The organism is Mesorhizobium sp. M1338, from assembly GCF_040318045.1.
Classification (GTDB): domain Bacteria; phylum Pseudomonadota; class Alphaproteobacteria; order Rhizobiales; family Rhizobiaceae; genus Mesorhizobium.
Genome location: NZ_JAMYLL010000035.1, coordinates 21773 through 44611, shown reverse-complemented (window position 1 = coordinate 44611; position 22839 = coordinate 21773). Strand labels below are relative to the sequence as shown.

Sequence of the window (22839 nt, the reverse complement as noted above, 5' to 3'; positions counted from 1 at the left end):
ATGCGCGGCTTTGTCGCCGCCTATGCGGTTTTCCTAACGAAAAAGCCGGGCTGAACCCGACGAAAATATGTCACGTAGTGTCCGTTGCTATCCATTTTTTGAGGCGCTATCCGATACGGAAGCCGCACGACGCAGAGGCAACGGCCTAAGACCACGCAGCTTTCGAGAAGGCGCTAAGCTGCGCCAGCATCGAGACTTAGGATATTTTCGGGATGTAACGATCGGCAATTCCTGTCTGGCCAGCCGGCTCGACTCGATTGCCATCGATCATTGCCAAATAAGTGAATTTTCCAAACTTCTCTAAGGGTAATTCGGGCGCTTTCCCTAAAGCCCTGCAGAAAGCGTCTCGTGCCGCAAAAAACGCATGGACATCAGCCAATTCGAGGCAAGGGTGACTTCCTGGCGGTAGAAACGAGGGGGCAGGAATGTCTTGACCATGCGCGAGAAAGGCGTGGGCTAAAAAATTCTTCGACCCGAGAAAGCTATCGTAAGACCACCCCTCTATATGAGGGTAATTTTTCACAGGCTTACTCGCGTCCATCGTAAAAATTGGAAGAAGAGATTGGGAAGTTGCCATATAAATTAGATTTGACAGAATCGCGATATGAGAAATTATTTTCGCCTCTTTCAAGGCCTTGCCTCTAATCCTCCTATCACTCGGTGTTTTCAAAAAGCCAAAAATGTGAGCATTCCACAGGTACGGCTCTCTTGCGCGAAGTATATCGGCGCAGGAGCTGAAAAAATCGATAACTTCTGAATATTCAAAATTCTTGTAAGGAGATTTCAGAATCCTCTTCTTTGGATCCATCATCTCCGTCGTGTGTATTCGCCATTCCTTCGGATCTCGATCGGGAACATATTTGACCTTTAGCGCCGCCAATTCACGATCAATGTCCTGCAGCGGGCCAGATGTCGCGCCGATAAATGAATAAGCATGTTGATCATATGGCCCGACCTGTCTTTCAGCGTCGTCGCCGTAGAAAAAGACATGATGCTCAAAAGGTTTTGGATTCAAGTTAAAGCTGATTTTCGAACCGCAGGAGCATTCTTGCTCTGTAGTTTGTTGGAACCAAGCGCCCTTTTCACCTTTCGTCCCATCAGGATAAATAGGGATAAATGGCTCCTCGTGACGTGTCCATAAATCGGGCCGCACAATCGTTCCGCAATTGCCGCAAATTTCGGCTAGGTCAGCGATCTTCTGCGGCAAGAATGGTGGTTGAGTCGACATGGAGTCACAGTAGGCTCGTGAAGAGCACTAATCCACAAATTAGCGACTACTCCGACCCGCGCGCCGACGTTGGGGCCGATACACAGGAGCGGCGCAACGCCTACGGGGCAGAATAACGAGAAGAGCAGCTGCGGATCGACTAACGAAAAAGCGGGCCTTGGGCCCGGGCTGAACCCGGCTTGTTCAAGGTCGTCGAGATGATATCCGGTTATTGAGCGGGAGCCGGTGCGGGTGCGGCCGGAGCTGCCGGCTTGGCTGGCGCGGCACCTTCAGCCGGCTTCGCCGGGGCGGCACCATCGGCCGGCTTGGCGGGCGCGGTTGCGTCGGCGGCAGCGCCTGGCGCCGGCAGCGGCTTCGGATTGTCGGACAGCGTGCGTAGATAGGCGATGACGTTGGCGCGGTCCTCGTCCTTGGGCAGGCCGGCGAAACCCATCGCGGTGCCCTTCACGAATTTCTTCGGCGAGGTGATGAAGTGGTTGATGTTGTCGTAGGTCCACTTCTCGGCGCCGCCCTTGGAAAATTCCTTCATGCCGGCCGAATAGGCGAACCCTTCATGCTCGGCCACCGGGCGGTCGACGATATCCCACAGATCGGGGCCGACCTTGTTGGGGCCGCCCTTTTCGCCGGAATGGCAGGCCTGGCATTTCTTGAAGACGGCAGCACCTTGCTCGACATTGGCGGTCGCCAGCAGGTCGGCGATCGGCTTGGCTTCGGCGGCGGGCGCTGCCGGACCGCCCTCGGCGGGCTCGGCGGCCTCGATGGCGAAACCGGGCTTTTCCGGCGCCGGCGAGGCAAACAGCGCGTCGGACACAATGCCGACCGAGAAGACGACGAAAACGGTTCCGAGCAATCCGGCGAGCAGTTTGTTGACTTCGGTGGAATCCATACGCCCCTTGCTCCCTTTTCCGGCGGACCGAACCGTCCACTCCGTCCGTCGGTATCGTGACCCCACCCTGCCAGGGCGGTCAAATCGGGCGGAAACTAGGTCTTTTGCTGCGGCGTTGCAACACCTATAAGGGCGCTTCCAGTGAGACCTTTTGCCACTTTCCCTGCCCTCCTTGAGACGCCTTGCACCGCGCATGTCCACGCTGATCTTGATCCCGGCCCGCATGGCCTCGACACGCCTGCCGGGCAAGCCGCTGGCCGACATCGCTGGCGCGCCGATGATCGTCCATGTCGCCCGCCGCGCCACCGAGTCCGGCCTCGGCCGGGTCGTGGTGGCGACCGACACGCAAAGCGTGGCCGATGCGGTGCGTGCGCATGGTTTCGAAGCCGTGATGACGCGCATGGACCACGAATCCGGCTCCGACCGCATTCACGAGGCACTGGTCGCGCTCGATCCCGAGCGCAAGGTCGAAACCATCGTCAATGTGCAGGGCGACCTGCCGACCATCGATCCCGGCATCATCGCCGCATCGCTCAGGCCGTTCGAGGATAGCGCGGTCGACATCGCCACCCTCGGTGTCGAGATCGTCCGTGACGAGGAAAAGACCAATCCCAACGTCGTCAAGATCGTCGGGTCGCCGCTCTCCGGCACCAGGCTGAGGGCGCTCTATTTCACCCGCGCCACGGCGCCTTGGGGCGACGGGCCGCTCTATCATCATGTCGGCCTCTATGCCTATCGCCGTGCCGCGCTCGAGCGTTTCGTCGCGCTGAAGCCGTCGCCGCTGGAACGCCGCGAACGGCTGGAGCAGCTACGGGCGCTGGAAGCCGGCATGCGCATCGACGCCGAGATCGTCCAATCGCTGCCGTTGGGCGTCGATACACCGGAAGATCTTGAACGCGCCAGAACGATCCTTTCAAACTGAGAAACCCGAGAATTGGCCCATGCCTGAAAAGACCAACAGAATATCCTTCCAGGGCGAGCCGGGTGCCAATTCCGACACCGCTTCCCGCAACGTCTATCCATCGATGGAGCCGTTGCCGTGCCCGACCTTCGAGGACGCGTTCAACGCGGTCGAGACGGGGAAGGCCGACCTCGCCATGATCCCGATCGAGAACACCATTGCCGGACGGGTCGCCGATATCCACCATCTGTTGCCGGAATCGAAGCTGCACATCGTCGGCGAATATTTCCTGCCCATCCATTTCCAGCTGATGGCGCTGCCCGGGGTCAAACGCGATGAGATCAAGACCGTGCACAGCCACATTCACGCGCTTGGCCAGTGCCGCAAATACATCCGCAAGAACGGCTGGAAGGCGATCGTCGCCGGTGACACGGCCGGTGCCGCCAAGATGGTCTCCGAGGTCAAGGACCGCACCATGGCGGCCCTGTCGCCGGCGCTGGCCGCGACGCTCTATGGGCTCGACATCATCGAGCAAAATGTCGAGGACACCGACAGCAACGTCACCCGCTTTGTCGTCCTCACCAAGAACAAGCAATGGGCCGAGCGCCCATCACCGGACGTCAAGATGATGACCACCTTCATCTTCCGCGTCCGCAACGTGCCGGCCGCGCTCTACAAGGCGATGGGCGGTTTCGCCACCAACGGCATCAACATGACCAAGCTGGAGAGCTACCAGCTGGGGGCTTTCACCGCGACGCTGTTCTACGCCGACATAGAGGGTCATCCGGAAGATCCGCTGGTCAAGCTGGCGCTGGACGAGCTTCGCTTCTTCTCACGCGAAGTGCGAATTCTCGGCGTCTACCCGGCCAGCGCGTCGCGTGAGCAGTGGAAGGTCGCTGACTAGATCACCGCGCCCAGCGGCACGTAGTCGATTTCCATGAATGTCTCGACCTCCGGCACCCAGCGGTCGCGCACGAAGGCGACATGGTCGGGATGATCGTTGTACCTGGTGTAGGCAGCCTGGTCGGCGAACTCCATCGAGAAGCCGAAATGATAATCGTTCTTGGGGCTGATCTGCCGCAATTGCTCGAAATGCGTGACGCCCCTGATCGCGGTGAGGATTTTCTTGGCGTCGACCAGGAACCTCCTTTCCTCCAGCGAATGTGGCGGATGCTTCAGCGTGAAGACGACGGTGTGACGGATCATTTTCTGCTCCTGAAATGTCTTTCGATACTCGCTGCCATCACTCTGAGTCGACCCAGGCGCGAATGAGATGATGCGCAATGGCGCCTTTCGGTGGCGTGACCAAATTGCCGGGATGCTCCCTGGTCAGCATCGAACGCACCTCGTCGCGGGCAAACCAGCGGCAGTCCTCCAACTCGTTCAAATCGGCCTGGATATCGTCGTTGAGCGGCTCGCCGAAGCAGCCGATCATCAGCGAATAGGGAAACGGCCAGGGCTGGCTGGCGTGGTAGACGACACGGCCAAGCCTGATGCCGGCCTCCTCCAGCGTCTCGCGGCGCACCGCCGCCTCGATCGTCTCGCCCGGCTCGATGAAGCCGGCAAGGGCCGAGTACATGCCCGGCGCGAAATGCCGGCCGCGCCCGAGCAGGCACTTCTCCCGCGTCGCCGTCAGCATGATCGCCACCGGATCGGTGCGGGGAAAATGCTCGGTGCCGCAATTCGGGCAATGCCGCTTGTAGCCGCCGGCCCGCATCTGCGATTGCGTGCCGCATTTGCTGCAGAAACGATGGCTGGCATGCCAGGCGAGCAGGGCCGCCCCTTGCGCCATCGCGCCGGCAGCCGCCTCGTCGATCAGCCCTTGCATATAGACCGAGCGATAGTCGATGGCCTTGATGGTTTCCGGCAATTGCTCGGCGTCGATGCCGGCCGGCACCGCCAGCACCGGTCCAAGTTCGGAAAAACCGAGCAGGATGCCCTGCGCCAGGGAAACCTTGAAGGCCTCGCTCTCGGCGGCGGCGAACCAGGGGTCGAGACCGTTGCCATCCCCGAGTTTCAGATAGAGCCGGCCGCCATTCATCAGGAGCAGTCGCGTCGCCGGGTCGGCGAGCGCCTTGTTGACCGAATCGTCGGCGCGGTTTTCGGACTGCCGGTCGATGGTGTTGCCGGCAAAGCCGACGAACTGGCTCGGCTCGCGCAAGGGCGCGTCAAACAGGCGGAAGCTCATGGAGACTCTGGGGTAGGTTGCGGAATGGACACGGGGAACGCTTATAGCGCCGCCTTGATCGTTTCGGCAAACCGCCGCAGGTCGGAACGTTGATAGGGCTCACGCAGGCCGTGTCCCCACACCGGGCCTGGCCAGCCGGGATCGCCTTCCGAACGCGCAATGACGTGGATGTGCAACTGGCGCACGATGTTGCCAAGCGCGCCGGTGTTGATCTTGGTGCAGCCGGTCGCTTTCTTCAGCGCCTGCGCCACCATATTGGTCTCGAAGGTCAGCATCGCCTGGTCGAGCGGCGTCATGTCGTGGATCTCCTCCGCGCCGGGCCGCTGCGGCACTAGGAGCAGCCATGGCCAGCGGCGGTCGTTCATCACCCGCAACTCGCACAGCCCAAGCCACATCAACTGCTCGCTGTCCGCCTCCAGCCGGGAGTCCAGCGTGAATCCGGCCTTCAGGCCCGTCATCATCGGCGTTTCCCTTGCTTTTCTTGGTTTCTTCAAACGCAGGAACGCTAGAGCGGCGGCAAGAGGGCTGCAAGCGAATCATTGCGCCCCTCGCGGTCGGCAGCTTTTCACGATAGGAATTTTTTCTTGATTTCGTGACCTCAGCTATGGTACATGTTTGTCCATGGTGCTGATTTGCGCCAGTGACCCGCCGTACAGGCGGGTTTTTCGTTTGATGCTCCGTCAGCCCAACGCGCTGGCGAATGCTGCGAAGGAACCAGGGATTTCTTCTGCGCACTTGCATTTCATCGTCGAATTGCCGATATGGACAGCGGGAGGTTGGTGGTGGACGATCCACTCGCCAACCGGGTCAGGTCCGGAAGGAAGCAGCCCTAACGAGCCCGGAACGGGTCATTGTTCCAGCCTCCCACCTCATCGGCCCCTCTCGCGACATTGACGACGCATTGCAGCGCGGGCGAGACTATGCGCAGGAATCGGCCGCTTTCGGGCGCGGCCATTTGGAGCTTTACGGGCGTATGAGCGAAGCCGGCAATTCGGGACCAAAAAGCCTGGAGAATGGCAAGGCCGCCGCCTATCGCGTGCTGGCGCGCAAGTACCGTCCTTCGAATTTCTCCGAACTGGTCGGCCAGGAGCCGACGGTGCGCACCCTCACCAATGCCTTTGCCACCGGCCGTATCGCCCAGGCCTGGATGCTGACCGGCGTGCGTGGCGTCGGCAAGACCACGACGGCGCGCATACTCGCGCGTGCCCTGAACTATAAAACCGCTGATATCGACCAGCCTTCGGTCGACCTTGCCGTGCTCGGCGAGCATTGCCAGGCGATCATGGAAGGCCGCCATGTCGACGTCATCGAGATGGACGCCGCCTCGCACACCGGCATCGACGATATCAGGGACATCATCGAGCGCGTGCGCTACGCGCCGGTCTCGGCCCGCTACAAGGTCTACATCATCGACGAAGTGCACATGCTGTCGACGCAGGCCTTCAACGGCCTGTTGAAGACGCTGGAAGAACCGCCGCCGCACGTCAAATTCATCTTCGCCACCACCGAAATCCGCAAGGTTCCGATCACCGTCCTGTCGCGCTGCCAGCGCTTTGACTTGAGGCGCATCGACGCTGGCGCGCTGGTCGCGCATCTTTCCTCGATATCGGCCAAGGAAGGCATTTCGGTCGACGACGACGCGCTGGCGATGATCGCCCGCGCCGCCGAAGGCTCGGCCCGTGATTCGCTCTCCATCCTCGACCAGGCGATTGCCCATGGCGCCGGCTCCGTCAGCGCCGATGCGGTTCGGGCGATGCTGGGGCTCGCCGACCGCGCCCGCATCGTCGACCTGTTCGAACATGTCATGAAGGGCGATGTGGCGGCCGCCCTTGGCGAATTCCGCGCGCAGTACGATACCGGCGCCGATCCGGCCGCCGTGCTGACCGATCTTGCCGAGTTCAACCACCTGGTCACCCGGCTGCGTTTCGTGCCGACGGCCATCGAGGACGCCTCGCTCTCCGAAGACGAGCGGCAGCGCGGCGCGGATTTCGCCAGGACACTGTCGGTCAGGGTGCTGTCGCGGACATGGCAGATGCTGCTCAAGGGCATTCCCGAGGTGCAGTCCTCCAACAGGCCGGTCAGTGCGGCTGAAATGGTGTTGATCCGGCTGGCGCACGCCGCCGACCTGCCGACGCTGGACGAGGCGCTGAGATCGCTCGAGGGCGCAGCGCCGGCGCAAAATGGCGCGCCGCGTCCGAATGGCGCGCCCGCAAGTTCCGGCAATGGCGGTGGCGCCAGCGCGGTGGCGCAGACGCGCATGCCTGCCGGATCGGGCGGCGCACAGACCATGCGGCTGGTCGAAGCCACGCCAGCTCCCGCTGCCTTCGTCGCTCCGCCGGAACCGGTCGCGGAAGCGCAATCGGTGCCGCTGAAATCGCTCGCCGACATCATTGCCCTGGCCGACGCGCAACGCGACATCGCCTTCAAGGTGCTGGTCAAGAGCTGCATCCGTCTCGTGCGCATCGAGCCCGGCCGTATCGACGTGGGCCTGACCAGCGACGCGCCCAAGATGCTGCTCAACGACCTGACGACGAAGCTGCGCGCCTGGACCGGCCGCAACTGGCTTGTCTCGCTGTCGAAGGAAGAGGGTGGCCAGACGCTCGCCGAAATGGAATCGGCCAAGCGCGAGAACGCCTTCCTCGATGCCAAGAGCGACCCGACGGTGGCCGCCATCCTGGCGCGCTTTCCCGGTGCCAAGATCATCGACGTGCGCATTCCAGACGCGCCGGAAGCCGAAACGACCGAGGCCGAAGTGCCGGTCGAGCCGCTGGCTGACGACGACGAAACCTGATCCAGCCACGAATCCGCAAAGGACCCGACCATGAAAGATCTTCTCGGCCTGATGGGCAAGGCGAAGGAAATGCAGGCCAAGTTCCAGGCCATGCAGGACGAGATCGCCACGCTGGAAGCATCCGGCCAGGCCGGCGGCGGCCTCGTCAACGTCACGCTGACCGGAAAATTCGAGATGAAGTCGCTGAAGATCGATCCATCCCTGTTCAAGGAGGACGATGTCGAGATTCTCGAGGATCTGGTGCTGGCCGCCCATAATGACGCCAAGACCAAGGTCGAGCAGATCATGCAGGAAAAGACCAAGGCGCTGACCGCCGGTCTGCCGATCCCGCCGGGAATGAAACTGCCCTTCTAGCGTTCGGCGCGCCCCCCGTGATCGACATGACCGACGAGCCCTCCGAAAGATTGATCGAGCAGCGTATCCGCAACAGAATCTATGAGATCCTGGAAATCCTGGCCGATTGCGACGGCGGCGTCGATCTCGTCGGCATTAAGGGTTACTTCGATCTGTTCGAGGATTTCGTCCATCGCCCGTCGATCGAAGCCGGCACGTCGGCGCTTTCGAAGGACGAACGCGCCATCGTGCTGGAGATCGCCGAATTCCTGGAAGCGGCCTGCGAGACAAATCCGGACTTCACCAAGGCCGAATTCATCGAAAGCGACTGGCCGGCAAGGATCGCGCCGACGGCCAGGGACGCGCGGACGCTGTTCCTCCGGCGTGGCCTGTTTTCGGAGAAAATCGAAGAGGCTGAACCTGGCCAACCGGCGGCGATTGCGGCCGGGCGCTAGCCCGCGTAAAGCCATGCAACTGTGCCAATTTGGCAACAGGACCCTATTAATAACGTTTTGGCCATCTTTTTGCCTGAAAGTGTCTCATTCTTGCCGCAGCCTGGGGGCGGGCATGGAAGTGAGAGGGTTACCTGTTGATTGCCACGCGATGGAAGACGCCGCTGTTGCTCGGCGCCGTCATTTCACCCTTGTTTTTGGCTGCCTGCAGCCAGACCACTTCGCACGGCATGTCCGTCGCCAGCCTGACCGACGCCATCACGCCGAGTTTCCTGAGTTCCCGGGCCTACAGCCATACGCCGAAGGACAAGGAATGCCTGGAACGGGCGATGTTCTTCGAGTCCAATCGCTCGAGCCGCGACGGCATGATCGCCGTCGGCACGGTGGTGATGAACCGGCTTCGCTCCGGCAACCACGGAAGCACCATCTGCGAGGTGGTGGGCGAGCGCGGGCAGTTCGCGCCTGGCGTCATGACGAGGCCGATGAATTCGCGAGCGCTGCCCGATGTCGAGGAAGCCGCCGATGCCGTGCTCAAGGGCGAGCGCAAGGCCAAGCTGAAAGATACGATGTATTTCCACACCGCCGGGCTGCGCTTCCCTTACAAGAACATGCACTACACGATGGTTGCCGGCGGCAATGCCTTCTATGAGAAGCGCGGCCGCAACTGGCAGCCGTTGCCGGATGAGCCGCGGGTCGCCATTGCCTCGGCTGCGCCCGAGAAGCCGGCCGCACCGGTGATAATGGTCGCTTCCGCCGAGCCGGCACGTCCGGACACGACGGCAACCGTTCGATCCGCTGCTGTCCAACAGACCTATGTGACCGCGGCCGCCGCGCCGCCCGCGAAATCCGCGCGTGTCTCGGCGGAGCCCATGGTGGTCGCGATGCAGGAGCCGATGGAAGAACCGGATGCCGCCCGTTTTGGCGGAACCCTCAACACAAGGGTCATCTCCTCGGTTCAAAACGCGCCGCAGGAGGCGTCGATGGGATTCCAGTCGACGCCTGAGAACACCGACGCCATCGGCGCGATGATTATCAGCCAGGGCCGGCCGCTCGAAACCAACTGATCCGCGCTCCATGGTCCGCCCGATGGTCCACCAAGCCAATATGGCGGGTCATGCGGACACGGGATGTTTCAAAGCGCTCTGAAAAATCCTGGAGCGGTTCACCGTTTCGCGGAAACGGTGACCGCTCCAGCTTTTCGTTTTGACGCAACTCCGGACGGAAAACCGCTTCGCACTTTTCCTGGAATTGCTCTAGATCAGAGCGATGTCCAAGCGAATCGCCGGTCCCGAGATCGAACGCCTGATCCAGCTCCTGGCCAAGGTGCCTGGGTTGGGTCCCCGCTCGGCCAGGCGTGCCGCCCTGCATCTGATCAAGAAGAAGGAACAATTGCTGTCGCCGCTCGCCGCCGCCATGGCCGAGGCGGCCGACAAGGTGCGCATCTGCTCGACCTGCGGCAATGTCGATACGTCGGACCCGTGCATGATCTGTACCGATCCGCGCCGTGACGCCGGCACCATCATCGTCGTCGAGGACGTCTCCGATCTGTGGGCGCTGGAGCGGGCGGCGGCGATGAATGTGCGCTATCATGTGCTCGGCGGGACGCTGTCGCCGCTCGACGGCATAGGTCCCGACCAGCTCAACATGCGCTCGCTGGTCGACCGTGTCGCCGGCGGCGAGGTCAAGGAGATCATCCTCGCCGTCAACGCGACGGTCGAGGGCCAGACCACGGCGCATTACCTGACAGACCAACTGGCCGGCTTCGACATCAAGGTGACACGGCTGGCGCATGGCGTGCCGGTTGGCGGCGAGCTCGACTATCTCGACGAAGGCACGCTGGCCGCGGCGCTGCGCTCGCGGACGGCATTTTGACAAAGCTACGGGAGAGGGTGCGGATCATGATTGCTGCGCGTCCTTCGAGGCTGGGTGTGAAGGAACGCAAACCTCTCGGATTGGCTCTGTTTTCCTTTTTTGCAGTTCTTCTCGCGGTCCTCCTTTCCGCTCCCGCCTCCGCCGCCAAGGTCGACGACCAATTCCGCGCCTGGCTGCAGAACGACCTTTGGCCGCAAGCCAAGGCGAAAGGCATCTCCAAAAAAACCTTCGACGCCGCATTCGATGGCATCAACCCCAACCTGAAGCTGCCCGACCTGGTCAAGCCAGGCGAGAAGGCAACCACGCCGCGGAAACAGCACCAGGCCGAATTCGGCTCGCCCGGCGCCTATTTCGCCGAGAAGACGGTTCGTGCGGTGACGGCGGGCGGACGCGCGCGTGAGGCCACCAATGCCAGGACACTTGCGGCAATCGAAAAGCGCTATGGCGTGCCAGGCGAAGTGCTGTTGGCGATCTGGGGCCGTGAGACCGGCTTCGGCGCGGCGAAGATGCCTTACGACGCCTTCGAGGTGCTGGGGACCAAGGCGTTCATGTCGACCAAGAAGGATTTCTTTCGGACCGAACTCTTGGCCGCCCTCGAAATCGTCGAGCGCGGGCTGGCTCCGGTCGGCGCGATGAAATCATCCTGGGCCGGCGCGCTGGGCCAGCCGCAATTCATGCCGACCTCGTTCCTGAAACATGCCGTCGATTTCGATGGCGACGGCCGCGTCGACATCTGGAGCTCGACGCCGGATGTACTGGCTTCGATCGCCAACTACCTCGTCCATTATGGCTGGGTGAAGGGCCGCGGCTGGGGTTTCGAGGTGACCGTGCCCGAGGCGGTTTCCTGCGCGCTGGAAGGCCCGGACCAGGGCAAGAAGATCTCCGAGTGGGCGGCAATGGGCATCAAACGCGTTGGCGGCAAACCGTTTCCGGCGAGCGAGATGAAGGCCGAGGGTTTCCTGCTGATGCCGGCGGGACGCAGCGGCCCGACCTTCATCGCCACCCCCAATTTCTATGTGCTGAAGGAATACAACACCAGCGACCTCTACGCGCTGTTCATCGGCCATGGCGCCGATCGCATCGCCCATGGCGATCAGAATTTTGCAGGAAGCTGGGGCGCGGTCGGCGGGCTCCACCGTTCCGACATCGCCGTCCTGCAACGGGCGCTGGAGGCCAAGGGCTATGATGTCGGCAGCGCCGACGGACTGCCCGGCTTCAAGACCCGCCGTTCGATCGGCAAGTGGCAAGCCAAGAACGGCCGCGCCGCAACCTGCTTCCCCGATGCCGGCCTGGTAGCCACGCTGAAATAGCGCCGAAATCAGCAGGTTTTTCTCGATCGGCCGCCTCGACTGGCTGGCCTGGGCGCCGACAGGCCACCGGCCTTTCTGGCCCAATGAGTCGTCGTATAAATGCTCGTTGCCCGCCACGAGGCCGCCGGATATGGTGTTGACCAACTGGACAAAAACCGCAACGGTAAGAGATCAGACGGGCCGTCTCCAGGCCCGAAAAGAATTCCGCAACCCTGAGCCGGGAACTCAGGTCAACAAACAACAAAACAGGGAACAATCACGATGATGATGGAAAAGTTTGCTCTACGCTCCCGCATCTTGCTCGCGGGCGCAGCCATGTCCGCGCTGCTTCTGGCGGGCGCGCCAGCCGGTGCGGTCACGCCCGCCGACACGCTGGTCGAAGGTTTCGCGATCGACGACATCATCTCCATGGATCCCGGCGAGGCGTTCGAGCTGTCGACCGCCGAGGTCACCGGCAACACCTATGATCTGCTGGTCCGTCTCGACCTCAGCGACACCTCCAAGGTCAAGGGCGATCTCGCTGAGAGCTGGACCGTCTCCGACGATGGCTTGACCTACACCTTCAAGCTCAAGCCCGGCCTGAAGTTCGCATCCGGCAATCCGATCACCGCGGCCGACGTCGCCTATTCGTTCGAGCGCGCCGTAAAGCTCGACAAGAGCCCGGCCTTCATCATCGGCCAGTTCGGCATCAGCGGCGACAACGTCACCGAAAAGGCCAAGGCGGTCGACGATGGAACCTTCCAGTTCACCGTCGACAAGGCCTATGCGCCGAGCTTCGTCCTGAACTGCCTGTCGGCAACGGTTGCCTCGGTGGTCGACAGCAAGCTGGTCAAGGAACATGTCGTCACCGCGGCACCCACCGCCGATTACAAATGGGACAATGATTTCGGCAATGCCTGGCTGAAGACCGGCTATGCCGGCTCCGGCGTCTTCAAGCTGCGCGAATGGCGCGCCAACGAAGCCGTCGTCATGGAGCGCAACGACAATTACTACGGAGAAAAGGCCAAGCTAGCCCGCGTCATCTATCGCAATATGAAGGAAAGCTCGGCCCAGCGCCTGGCGCTCGAAGCCGGCGACATCGACGTCGCCCGCAATCTCGAGCCGAACGATCTCGACGCCATCGCCAAGAACGCCGACCTCACCACCACCAGCGCGCCGAAGGGCACGGTCTACTATATCAGCCTCAACCAGAAAAACCCGAATCTCGCCAAGCCCGAGGTCCGCCAGGCGTTCAAGTATCTGGTCGACTATGATGCCTTGAGCTCGACCATCCTCAAGGGCATCGGTGAGATCCACCAGACCTTCCTGCCCAAGGGCGTGCTCGGCGAACTCGACGAGAATCCGTTCAAGCTCGACGTCGCCAAAGCCAAGGAATTGTTGGCCAAGGCCGGTCTGGCCGACGGTTTCAGCGTAACCATGGACGTACGCACCGGCCAGCCGACGACGGGCATGGCGGAATCGATCCAGCAGACGCTTGGCCAGGCCGGGATCAAGCTTGAGATCATCCCGGGCGACGGCAAGCAGACGCTGACCAAGTACCGCGCCCGCAACCACGACATTTATATCGGCAACTGGGGCCAGGATTATTTCGATCCGAACTCGAATGCCCAGACCTTCGCCTCGAACCCGGACAATTCGGATGCCGGCAAGTCCCACACGCTTGCCTGGCGCAACTCGTGGGACATTCCGGATCTGACCAAGGAGACGGAAGCAGCGCTGCTGGAGAAGGACGCAGGCAAGCGCGCCGATATGTACAAGGATCTCGAGAAGAAGATCCTCGACACCAGTCCCTTCGTTATCATTCACCAGCAGCTGGAAGTGGTTGGCCTGCGCAAGAACCTCAAGGGCCTTGCGCTCGGCCCGAGCTTCGACACCAACTTCGTCGGGTCGGTCTCGAAAGAATAACGCCGCGGACGCGCCGCATGAGCGCGGTTGAAAACGAGGGCGGGCGCGGCAGCGCCCGCGCCGTCGCCATTGCATCATCGCTCGGCCGCTTCCTGGTCATCGCGATCACGACCTATCTTGGTCTGCTTGCGGTGACCTTCTTCATCGGCCGTGTCATCCCGATCGACCCGGTGCTGGCGGTGCTCGGCGACCGGGCGCCGGCCAATGTCGTCGAGCGCACGCGCCGCGAGATGGGCCTCGACCTGCCGTTGATCGAACAGTTCTATATTTATGTGAAGAATGCCCTGAACGGTAATTTCGGCGTCTCCGTGCTGACCACAAACCCGGTCATGACCGACATTCGCCGGGCACTTCCGGCCACGACGGAACTGGCGACGCTGGGAACGCTGATCGGCGCGCTGTTCGGCGTGCCGCTTGGTGTGCTGGCCGCAGTCAGGCGCGGCAGCCTCATCGACCAGATCGTGCGCATCATCGGCCTGATCGGCTATTCCGTGCCGATCTTCTGGCTCGGGCTGCTGGCGCTGGTGCTGTTCTACGCCAAGCTGCAATGGGTCGCTTTTCCGGCGAGGCTCGACGTCGTCTACGAATATACCTTCACGCCGATCACTGGTTTCTATCTGCTGGATTCCCTGTGGCAGGGGCAGTGGGATGTTTTCTATGATGCTTTCCGCCACATCATCCTGCCGGCCTCGCTGCTCGGCTACTTCTCGCTCGCCTATATCAGCCGCATGACGCGCTCGTTCATGCTCAACGAGCTGTCGCAGGAATACATCGTCGCCGCACGCGCCAAGGGCCTGTCGGAAACCCGCATCATCTGGGGCCACGCATTGCGCAACGCCGCGGTGCCGATGGTGACGGTAATCGCGCTCTCCTATGCCGGCCTGCTCGAAGGTTCGGTGCTGACCGAGACCGTCTTCTCGTGGCCCGGTATCGGCCTCTACATCACCAACTCGCTGCAGAACGCCGACATGAATGCCGTGCTCGGCGGCACCATCGTCATCGGCTCGGTGTTCATCGCCATCAACCTGCTCTCCGACCTGCTCTACCGCGTGCTCGATCCGAGGACGAAGTCCGCATGAGCGTCGAGACCATCCAGAGCCGTCGCGATTGGCTGCTCAGCGAGCGTCCGGCGTCGCGCATGCAGGCGAGGCTTGGCCGCGCCTATGTGGCGTGGCGGCGCTTTTCCGCCAACCGGCTGGCGTTTCTCGGCCTGCTCATCATCATCGCCTTGCTGGTCGTTGCCGCCCTTGCCGACGTGCTGGCGCCCTATTCGCCGACGTTTGGCGACCTGAAGAACGCACGTCTGCTGGCGCCGAGCGCCGAGCACTGGTTCGGCACCGACGATCTCGGCCGCGACATCCTTTCGCGCATCCTCTACGGCTCGCGCTGGACACTTTATGTGGTCATCCTTGTTGCCATCATCGCCGCGCCCATCGGCCTTCTGGTCGGCACCGTCGCCGGCTATGCCGGCGGCTGGACCGACGCCATACTGATGCGCATCACCGACATCTTCCTCGCCTTCCCCAAGCTGATCCTGGCACTGGCTTTTGTCGCGGCGCTTGGCCCCGGCATCGAGAACGCGGTGCTGGCCATTGCCATCACCTCCTGGCCGCCTTACGCCCGTATTGCGCGCGCCGAAACCCTGACAGTACGCAATTCCGATTACATCAAGGCGGTGCAGCTGATGGGCGCCTCGCCCTTCCGCATCGTGCTGCGTCACATCATGCCGCTCTGCATCTCCTCGCTGATCATCAGGGTGACGCTCGACATGGCCGGCATCATCCTAACCGCAGCCGGTCTCGGCTTCCTCGGCCTAGGCGCGCAGCCACCGCTGCCGGAATGGGGCACGATGATCGCTTCGGGGCGCCGTTTCGTGCTCGATCAGTGGTGGGTGGCCGGTGCGCCAGGCTTCGCCATCCTGATCGTCAGCCTTGGCTTCAACCTGCTCGGCGACGGGCTGCGCGACGCGCTCGATCCCCGGAGTGGTGACCAATGAGCGGCGACCCCAATCAGCAGCGATCAAAGAGCGCGTTGCTCGACGTAGAGGATCTGCGCGTCACCTTCCCGACCCGCACCGGGCTGATCGAGGCGGTGCGCGGCGTCTCCTTCTCGCTTGGCCGCGAGCGGCTCGGCATCGTCGGCGAGTCCGGCTCGGGCAAATCGCAGACCGGCCGCGCCATCATGGGCCTGACGCCGCCGCAGGCGCGGATATCGGCCGACAAGCTGGCTTTCGACGGCATTGACCTGCTCAGCGTCTCGCCACGCGAACGCCGGTCGCTGCGGGGAAAGCGCATCGCCATGATCCTGCAGGATCCGAAATATTCGCTCGACCCGGTGATGAGCATCGGCCGCCAGATCGTCGAGACGCTGCGCACGCATGAGAAGGTCGGCAAGGCCGAGGCGCGCGACCGCGCACTGGCGATGCTGGAGGCGGTGCAGATCCGCGATCCGGCCCGCGTCTTCGACCTGCATCCGCATGAAGTATCGGGCGGCATGGGCCAGCGCGCCATGATCGCCATGATGCTGATCGCCGGGCCGGAAATGATGATCGCCGACGAGCCGACCTCGGCACTTGACGTCACCGTGCAGCTCGACGTGCTCGGCATCCTCGATCGGCTGGTCGGCGAGCGCGGCATGGGGCTGATCTTCATCTCGCACGATTTGCGCCTGGTCTCGTCCTTCTGCGACCGCGTCATCGTCATGTATGCGGGCAAGGTGGTCGAGCAGCTCAAAGCCTCGGAACTCGGCCGCGCCCAGCATCCCTACACCCGCGGCCTGCTCAACTGCATGCCCAAGATCGGTGCCGACCGTCACCCGCTGCCGGTGCTCGACCGCAAGCCGGAGTGGGCGGCATGACGTCTGCGATTGCCGTCGACGGGCTGGAAGTGATCTTCGATCGTTTTCGCGCGCTGAAGGGTGTCAGCCTCGACGTGCAGCCGGGCGAATCCTTTGGCCTGGTCGGTGAATCCGGTTCCGGCAAGTCGACGCTGTTGCGGGCCATCGCTGGCCTCGCACCGGTCGCTTCGGGCAGCATCACCGTCAACGGCAAGACGCTTGGCGCGCGCCGCGACAAAGCCTTTTATCGCGAAGTCCAGATGGTCTTCCAGGATCCCTACGGCTCGCTGCACCCGCGCCAGACCGTCGACCGCCTGCTGCAGGAGCCGCTTGCCATCCATGGTTTTGCCGACGGCGAAAAGCGCATCCAGCGGGCGCTCGACGAGGTTGGCTTGGGAAACGGCTTTCGGTTCCGTTATTCGCACCAACTCTCCGGCGGCCAACGTCAGCGCGTGGCGATCGCGCGCGCGCTCATCCTCGAACCGTCCATCCTGCTGCTCGACGAGCCGACCTCGGCGCTCGATGCCTCGGTGCAGGCGGAAGTGCTCAACCTGTTGGAAGAGGTCCGCCGGCGGCGCAAGCTGACCTTCCTGATGGTCAGCCACGACCTCGCTATCATCACCCATATGTGCGAGCGGCTGATGGTGATGCAAAGCGGCGAGGCGGTGGAAAATCTCGCGGCGGCGGATCTCGTCGAGCGCCGCGTGACCAAGGACTACACGCGAAACCTATTGCGAGCCAGCGACGGGTTTGTGCGGGCGTAGCCTCTATCGCTTAAGTCGCGTTCCTTCACGCGGCGCTACTCGCAACTTGCCCTCAAGCCACTCCCCCTTCCGCGATGGCATCACCGGTCGGCGCAGTGTTGTCCGGCGCTTGCTTCGGCTCCTTGATCCTGAACCAGGCGACATAGAGCGCCGGCAGGAACAGCAGCGTGATCGCCGTGCCGGCGATGATGCCGCCCATCATGGCGAACGCCATAGGCGCCCAGAACACCTCGCGCGCGATCGGGATCAGTGCCAGGCTGGCCGCGGCGGCCGTCAGCGCGATCGGCCGCATGCGGTGTTCGGTGGCTTCGATGACGGCCGCCCAGCGGTCCTTGCCTTCGGCGACCAGATCCTCGATCTGCACGATCAGGATGACCGAGTTGCGGATCAGGATGCCGATCAGCGCCAGCACGCCGAGGATGGCGACGAAGCCCAGCGGGGCGCCGCTCGGCAGTAAGGCCGCGACCACGCCGATCAGCCCAAGCGGTGCGACGGCAACCACCAGGAACAGGCGCTGGAAGCTTTGCAGCTGGACCATCAGGATCGTCGCCATGATGAAAAGCATCAGCGGCACGACCGCCGCGATCGGGCCTTGGCTGTTGGCGCTTTCCTCGACCGAGCCGGCCGTGGCGATGGCATAGCCGACCGGCAGCTTGCCGATGAAGGCATCGACCGAAGGTTTCAGCTCGTCGACCACGGTCGCCGGCAGCGCGTCGCCGACCAGTCCGGCGCGCACCGTGATCGTCGGCACGCGGCTGCGCCGCCAGACTGTCGGCTGCTCCAGCTCGTAGTGGAAGTTGGCGACGGCGGCGAGCGGGATGGATTCGCCGGCACCGGTCGGCAATTGCATGTTGCGCAGCGTCTCGATCGAGCCGCGTTCGGCATCGCGTGACCGCGCCACGACGTTGATGAGGTAGGTGGCGTCGCGCACCTGGGTGATGGTGACGCCGCCGACCACGCTGTTCAGCGCATTGGAAATGTCCGAGGAGGTGACGCCGAGTTGGCGCGCCTTGTCCTGCAGCACATCCACTTTCAGGACCCGCGACGGCTCGTTCCAGTCGAAGGTCGGCGCGCCGAGCTTCGGGTTGGCCGAGATGACGCCGGCCAGCTGTTGCGACAGCGTCCTCACCGTCTGGATGTCGGGGCCGCTGACGCGGTATTGCACCGGTCGGCCGACAGGCGGGCCGAGTTCGAGCGTCTTGACGAAGGCGTCGGTGCCGACGAAGTCGTCGCGCAGCATCGTCTCGATTGCCGCCTTCACCCTGTCGCGGGCTTCGACGTCCTTGGTGACGATGACGGTCTGGCCGAAATAGGGATTGGCCGGCTGCACGTCATAGGCCAGCACGAAGCGCACCGCGCCCTGGCCGATATAGGAACTCCAGTGGTCGATATCAGGGTTGCCGGCAAGGGCTGCCTTCTCGAACCGCTCCATCTGGTCGCGCGTCTCGGCGATCGAAGAGTTCTGCGGCAGGTTCCAGTCGACGATCAGTTCCGGCCGGTCGGAGGACGGGAAGAACTGCTGCTGGACATAGCCCATGCCGACGATCGAGGCGGCGAACAACAGCACCGTGCCAATGATCGTCAGCCAATGGCGGCGCACCGATCCGACCAGCACGCTGCGGAACAGCGAGGTGAAGCGGCCGGGCTTGTCATGATGCTTCTGTTTCATCGTCGCCGGCAGGATGGTGACGCCGAGCAGCGGCGCAAACAGCACCGCCACGATCCATGACACCAAAAGCGACACGGCGATGACGACGAACAGCGTGTAGGTGTATTCGCCCGCCGCGCTGTTGTTGAGGCCGATGGGGATGAAGCCGGTGACCGTCACCAGCGTTCCGGTAAGCATCGGAAACGCGGTCGAGGTGTAGACATAGGTCGCCGCCTTGCGCAGATTGTCGCCGGCTTCCAGCCTGGCCACCATCATCTCGACGGCGATCATGGCGTCGTCGACCAGCAGGCCGAGCGCGATGATCAGCGCGCCCAGCGAAATACGCTGCAGGGAGATGCCGAGATAGTCCATGAACAGGAAGGTGATGGCCAGCACCAGCGGGATCGACAGCGCCACGACGAAGCCGGCGCGCACGCCAAGGCTGATGAAGGACACCGCGAGCACGATGGCGACCGCCTCGAACAGCGCGCGGGTGAAGCCCGAGACCGCTTCCTCGACGATGACAGGCTGGTCGGCGACCAGATGCACGCCGACGCCGATCGGCAGGTCGGCGACGATCTTGTCCATCTCGACCTTCAGCGCCTTGCCGAAGTCGAGCAGATTGGCGTTAGGCTTCATGCCGATGGCTAGCCCGATCGCATCCTCGCCGTTGAACCGGAACAACGCCGTCGGCGGGTCGGCATAGCCGCGGGTGATGGTCGCCACATCGCTCAGCCGGAAGAAGCGGTCGTTGACGCGCAGATTGATGGCACGCAGGCTTTCTTCCGACGTGAACTGGCCCGAGACGCGCACGCTGACGCGTTCGGGGCCGGTCTCGATGACACCGGAAGGCGCAATCGCGTTCTGTGCCTGCAGGCTGGCCACGATCGCCTGCTGGTTCAGGCCAAGGGCCGCGATCTGGCGGGTCGAGAATTCGAGATAGATCGCCTCGTTCTGGGCGCCGATCAGGTCGACCTTGCCGGCATTGGGCACGGCCAGGATTTGGGTGCGCGCCTGCTCGACATAGTCGCGCAACTGGCGCGATGTCAGCCCGTCCGCCGTGAAGGCGTAAATATTGCCGTAGACGTCGCCAAAACTGTCGTTGAAGAACGGACCTTGCACGCCCTCGGGAAACTGGGCGCGGATGTCGTTGATCATGTTGCGGATGCGCACCCAGGTCGGGGCCACGTCGCGCGCCTTAGTCGACGGCTTCAGGTTGACGAAGACGACGGTCTTGCCGGCCGTGGTCACCGACTTGCTGTAGTCGAGGCTGTCGAGCTCCTCCAGCTTTTTCTCGATGCGATCGGTGACCTGCCTCACCGTCTCATTGACCGAGGCGCCCGGCCAGTTGGCCTGGATCAGCATGGTCTTGATGGTGAAGGCCGGGTCTTCCTCACGGCCGAGATTAAGATAGGCCGAGACGCCGGCGACGACGAACACCAGCATGAAATACCAGACCAGCGAACGGTGGCTGAGCGCCCAGTCGGAGAGGTTGAACCCCTTCACTTGGTGGCTCCTTCCAGGATTTTGACCGTCTCGCCCGCTGTCAGGCTGTGCACGCCGGCGGTGACGATGCGCATGCCCGCGTCAAGTCCACCGGTGACCGTGAAGCTGCCGCCGCGTTTGGCGCCGACCTGGATATCGTGCACGGCGACCTTCGATTGCGCATCGACGATCCAGACCTGCTGCTTGCCATTCTTTTCGAGCAGCGCCGACAGCGGCAGTTCGATCGTCGGGTCGATCGCCGTCACCCGTGTCGCCGTCACGGTCGAGCCGAGCCGGAACGCGGCCGGCGCGTTGAGCAGCGTCAGGCGCACGCGGCGTGTGCGGGTCGAACTATCGGCCTGCGGCGCGATCTCGCGCAATTTGGCCTCCGTGCGGATCGAGGGCAGCGACTGCAGGATGACGTCGAAGCCGGTTCCGTCGGTCAGGTCGCCGGTCAACTTGTCGGGAATGTCGACGACGGCTTCGCGCACGTCCGAGCGCGCCACCGTCACCACGGTCTGGCCGGCCGATACGGTCTGCCCGACTTCGGCGCCGGTGGCGGTGACGACGCCATCGAAATCCGAAAACAGGCGGGCATAGCCAAGCTGCTCCTGAGATTTAGCCAGCGCCGCCCTGGCGCGCTCGACATTGGCCTGCGCGGCTTGCCGTGCCTGCTGGGCTGCCTCATAGGTGGCCTGCGAGGTGTTCTTGTCTGCCAGCAATGCGCGCTGGCGCTCCTCGCTGGCGTAAGCATTGGTGAATTCCGCCTGCGCGTTGGAGAGGCCAGCCTTGGCTGCCTGAACGGCCAATTCCAGCGCCGTCGGATCGAGCGTGGCGATCGTCGTGCCCTTGGTGACGAGATCGCCGACATCGACATCGCGGCTGACGACGCGGCCAAGCAGGCGGAAGGCAAGGTTGGCGCTGAATTCCGGCTCGACGACGCCGGCGAAGCCAAGCGTCTGGTTGGTGCGCGGTTCGATCACCACCGAAAGCACCGGCCGGACGATTTCAGGCGTTTTTTCCGGCTCCGCCGAACAGGCGCCGACAACAACCAGCGCCGACAGGGCGATCATGCGCGCCGGCCGGTTCATTGTGTTGCCGCTCCGGCGATTTCGACCGTCTGGCCGGGACTGAGCAACTGACCGCCGGCGGTGATGACGTGCTGGCCGGGCTTGAGCCCCTTATCGACGACGATGACACCGGAATCATAGGCAAGGATGTCCACCGGCGCGATGGTGACCGCCTTGGAAGCCGGGTCGACGAGCCAGACCGCTGGCTTGCCGTCGCTGGAGGTCAGCGCCTGCCAAGGCAGGATTACGGCCTTCACCGGCGCGGCACTGACCGTGCCGATGACGGCGGCGCCGAGCGGCATGGCGGCAGGGGTCTCGGGAATGGCGACCTTGACCCGAACCGAAGCCGAGGCGGCGTCGACCACCGGCGAAATCTCGCGCACCTTGCCTGTCGCCTTCACTGATGGATCCGACACCAGCGTGATCGACACTGGTGGTGGTGCCATCGAGCTGCCGGCGACCAGCGTTTCGTGGACATTGAAGACTGCGTCGCGGTCGCCGTCCTCGGCGATGGTGAAGACTGTTTGTGCCCCTTGCACCACCTGGCCGGCTTCAACCGCGCGGGCGGTGACGACACCGGGCGCGCCGGCCCGCAACTCGGTGAAGGTGAAGCTCTCCCGGGCATTGTCGAGCGCGCTCCGCGCCTGCTGGACGCTGCCTTGCGCCACGCTCTGCGCCTGTGCTGCCTGATCATAGTCGCGGCGCGTCGTGAAGCCCTGCGCGAGCAGCGTCTTCTGGCGCTCGAAGGCGGCGGATGCCTGCGTCAACTGCGCCTGTGCTGCGTCGAGATCGGCCTGCGCAGAGCGCAGATCCGATTCCTGTTCCTGCGGGTCGATGCGGGCCAAAAGCGTGCCCTTGTCGACATGCTGGCCGATCTCCACCAGCCGTTCGGCGACACGGCCGCCGACCCGGAAAGCCAGATTATTCATCGTGCGGGCCGCGATGACCCCGGTCAGCGACGTGGTCGGTGCGTAGCTGGAGATTTCGACCTCGGCGGTACGCACCATGATCGGCAGCTTGTGTTCGGCCGCCTCCTGCTTCTGGCAGCCGGCGAGAAGCAGGCCGGCCATCGCGCAGGCAAGGATCGAGGTGTTTCGAAACGGCAAAGGGCCGGAACGCGGTGATTGCAAGGCGGACGATGTCGCGTTCCTTGTCATGGCTTCCCTGCCTG

Annotated in this window: 21 protein-coding genes and 1 other RNA gene; 14 read left to right on the top strand and 8 right to left on the bottom strand. The window is 63.1% G+C overall.

Annotated features, from left to right (window positions below; genetic code table 11):
- Positions 1 to 196: 196 nt before the first annotated feature.
- Both NKH19_RS24350 and NKH19_RS24345 read right to left on the bottom strand, forming a co-directional pair.
- A complete protein-coding gene (locus NKH19_RS24350; RefSeq protein WP_352872092.1) occupies positions 197 to 1228 on the bottom strand; it encodes a hypothetical protein in 1032 nt (343 codons plus the stop codon).
- Positions 1229 to 1436: 208 nt separating this feature from the next.
- Positions 1437 to 2114, bottom strand: coding sequence for a c-type cytochrome (locus tag NKH19_RS24345; RefSeq protein ID WP_352872093.1), 678 nt, complete (start codon positions 2112 to 2114; stop codon positions 1437 to 1439).
- Positions 2115 to 2307: 193 nt separating this feature from the next.
- Here NKH19_RS24345 and NKH19_RS24340 point away from each other — a divergent pair, with 193 nt between their 5' ends.
- Both NKH19_RS24340 and NKH19_RS24335 read left to right on the top strand, forming a co-directional pair.
- On the top strand, positions 2308 to 3036 hold the full coding sequence (locus tag NKH19_RS24340; protein ID WP_352872094.1) for a 3-deoxy-manno-octulosonate cytidylyltransferase: 729 nt from the start codon (positions 2308 to 2310) through the stop codon (positions 3034 to 3036).
- 19 nt (positions 3037 to 3055) lie between these two features.
- A complete protein-coding gene (locus NKH19_RS24335; RefSeq protein WP_352872095.1) occupies positions 3056 to 3919 on the top strand; it encodes a prephenate dehydratase in 864 nt (287 codons plus the stop codon).
- On the opposite strand, the gene NKH19_RS24330 is transcribed toward NKH19_RS24335, so the two are convergent.
- Genes NKH19_RS24330 through NKH19_RS24320 form a run of 3 tightly spaced genes read right to left on the bottom strand, consistent with a single transcriptional unit; the run spans position 3916 to position 5664 of the window.
- Positions 3916 to 4221, bottom strand: coding sequence for a Dabb family protein (locus NKH19_RS24330; RefSeq protein ID WP_352604110.1), 306 nt, complete (start codon positions 4219 to 4221; stop codon positions 3916 to 3918). The genes NKH19_RS24335 and NKH19_RS24330 overlap by 4 nt on opposite strands.
- 37 nt (positions 4222 to 4258) lie before the next feature.
- On the bottom strand, positions 4259 to 5203 hold the full coding sequence (gene nudC, locus NKH19_RS24325; RefSeq protein ID WP_352872096.1) for an NAD(+) diphosphatase: 945 nt from the start codon (positions 5201 to 5203) through the stop codon (positions 4259 to 4261).
- A gap of 41 nt (positions 5204 to 5244) precedes the next feature.
- A complete protein-coding gene (locus NKH19_RS24320; RefSeq protein WP_352872097.1) occupies positions 5245 to 5664 on the bottom strand; it encodes an HIT domain-containing protein in 420 nt (139 codons plus the stop codon).
- Between the two features lie 310 nt (positions 5665 to 5974).
- Between NKH19_RS24320 and ffs the strand changes: the two genes are divergently transcribed.
- The 12 genes from ffs to NKH19_RS24260 all read left to right on the top strand — a co-directional run bounded on the left by ffs (position 5975) and on the right by NKH19_RS24260 (position 17465).
- Positions 5975 to 6071, top strand: an RNA gene (gene ffs, locus NKH19_RS24315) — signal recognition particle sRNA small type.
- Positions 6072 to 6176: 105 nt separating this feature from the next.
- Positions 6177 to 7994 carry a DNA polymerase III subunit gamma/tau gene (locus tag NKH19_RS24310; protein WP_352872098.1) on the top strand — a complete coding sequence of 606 codons (1818 nt, stop codon included), beginning with the start codon at positions 6177 to 6179 and terminating at the stop codon, positions 7992 to 7994.
- A gap of 30 nt (positions 7995 to 8024) precedes the next feature.
- Complete coding sequence (locus NKH19_RS24305) at positions 8025 to 8348, top strand: YbaB/EbfC family nucleoid-associated protein (protein WP_013527931.1); 324 nt, start codon at positions 8025 to 8027, stop codon at positions 8346 to 8348.
- A 26-nt stretch (positions 8349 to 8374) separates the two neighbouring features.
- Positions 8375 to 8782, top strand: a complete 408-nt coding sequence (locus NKH19_RS24300; protein WP_352872099.1) for a hypothetical protein — start codon at positions 8375 to 8377, stop codon at positions 8780 to 8782.
- A 134-nt stretch (positions 8783 to 8916) separates the two neighbouring features.
- Complete coding sequence (locus tag NKH19_RS24295; protein ID WP_352872100.1) at positions 8917 to 9843, top strand: cell wall hydrolase; 927 nt, start codon at positions 8917 to 8919, stop codon at positions 9841 to 9843.
- 202 nt (positions 9844 to 10045) lie between these two features.
- The gene (recR, locus tag NKH19_RS24290; RefSeq protein WP_352872101.1) at positions 10046 to 10651 is read left to right on the top strand and encodes a recombination mediator RecR; all 606 of its coding nucleotides are present in this window, start codon (positions 10046 to 10048) and stop codon (positions 10649 to 10651) included.
- Positions 10652 to 10677: 26 nt separating this feature from the next.
- A complete protein-coding gene (locus tag NKH19_RS24285; protein WP_352872102.1) occupies positions 10678 to 11961 on the top strand; it encodes a lytic murein transglycosylase in 1284 nt (427 codons plus the stop codon).
- A 261-nt stretch (positions 11962 to 12222) separates the two neighbouring features.
- Positions 12223 to 13866 (top strand): ABC transporter substrate-binding protein, encoded by a 1644-nt coding sequence (locus tag NKH19_RS24280; protein ID WP_352872103.1) that lies wholly within the window; start codon positions 12223 to 12225, stop codon positions 13864 to 13866.
- Between the two features lie 17 nt (positions 13867 to 13883).
- The gene (locus tag NKH19_RS24275; RefSeq protein WP_352872104.1) at positions 13884 to 14945 is read left to right on the top strand and encodes an ABC transporter permease; all 1062 of its coding nucleotides are present in this window, start codon (positions 13884 to 13886) and stop codon (positions 14943 to 14945) included.
- Complete coding sequence (gene nikC / locus NKH19_RS24270; RefSeq protein WP_352872106.1) at positions 14942 to 15862, top strand: nickel transporter permease; 921 nt, start codon at positions 14942 to 14944, stop codon at positions 15860 to 15862. The genes NKH19_RS24275 and nikC overlap by 4 nt, the downstream gene beginning before the upstream one ends.
- Entirely contained in the window at positions 15859 to 16722 is an 864-nt protein-coding gene (locus tag NKH19_RS24265) for an ABC transporter ATP-binding protein (RefSeq protein WP_352872107.1), read from the top strand. The genes nikC and NKH19_RS24265 overlap by 4 nt, the downstream gene beginning before the upstream one ends.
- A complete protein-coding gene (locus tag NKH19_RS24260) occupies positions 16719 to 17465 on the top strand; it encodes an ABC transporter ATP-binding protein (RefSeq protein ID WP_352872108.1) in 747 nt (248 codons plus the stop codon). Before NKH19_RS24265 ends, NKH19_RS24260 begins: the two co-directional genes overlap by 4 nt.
- A gap of 52 nt (positions 17466 to 17517) precedes the next feature.
- Here the strand turns inward: NKH19_RS24260 and NKH19_RS24255 are convergent, their stop codons facing one another.
- Genes NKH19_RS24255 through NKH19_RS24245 form a run of 3 tightly spaced genes read right to left on the bottom strand, consistent with a single transcriptional unit; the run spans position 17518 to position 22825 of the window.
- Positions 17518 to 20619: an efflux RND transporter permease subunit gene (locus NKH19_RS24255; protein ID WP_352872110.1), complete on the bottom strand. Its 3102-nt coding sequence runs from the start codon at positions 20617 to 20619 to the stop codon at positions 17518 to 17520.
- Complete coding sequence (locus NKH19_RS24250) at positions 20616 to 21689, bottom strand: efflux RND transporter periplasmic adaptor subunit (protein WP_352872112.1); 1074 nt, start codon at positions 21687 to 21689, stop codon at positions 20616 to 20618. Before NKH19_RS24250 ends, NKH19_RS24255 begins: the two co-directional genes overlap by 4 nt.
- A complete protein-coding gene (locus NKH19_RS24245; RefSeq protein ID WP_352872113.1) occupies positions 21686 to 22825 on the bottom strand; it encodes an efflux RND transporter periplasmic adaptor subunit in 1140 nt (379 codons plus the stop codon). The genes NKH19_RS24250 and NKH19_RS24245 overlap by 4 nt, the downstream gene beginning before the upstream one ends.
- Between the last annotated feature and the right edge of the window lie 14 nt (positions 22826 to 22839).